Origin of the sequence: Chryseobacterium sp. SIMBA_028 (assembly GCF_046535285.1) — a bacterium.
Taxonomy (GTDB): Bacteria; Bacteroidota; Bacteroidia; order Flavobacteriales; family Weeksellaceae; genus Chryseobacterium.
This window is the reverse complement of the sequence record NZ_JAWRWZ010000472.1, coordinates 1-259: the sequence shown is the minus strand read 5'-3', so window position 1 is coordinate 259 and position 259 is coordinate 1. Positions and strand designations below refer to the sequence as shown.

The window sequence follows — 259 nt, the reverse complement described above, 5'->3', positions numbered from 1 at the left end:
AACCGTAAACCCGTATTTGGAATGACAGATGATTTCTAAAAAAACACTTCTCATATTAGCCGGAGGTTTAGGCAGCCGATACAAAGGCCTGAAACAGGTAGACGGAATTTTAGAGAACGGATCTCCTCTCATGGAATATTCTCTCTATGATGCTCTGGAAGCAGGTTTTAATAAAGTAGTTGTAGTTTTCAACCGATTTATTCCTGAAAGTTATATTGAAAGGCTTGAAAAAATTTCGAAAAACAATAATTTCGAACTG

Annotated in this window: 1 pseudogene; it reads left to right on the top strand. The window is 36.3% G+C overall.

The features are described 5' to 3' along the window. Window positions 1–28 precede the first annotated feature (28 nt). Window positions 29–259: pseudogene (locus tag SCA31_RS24170) on the top strand (nucleotidyltransferase); the annotation flags it as partial.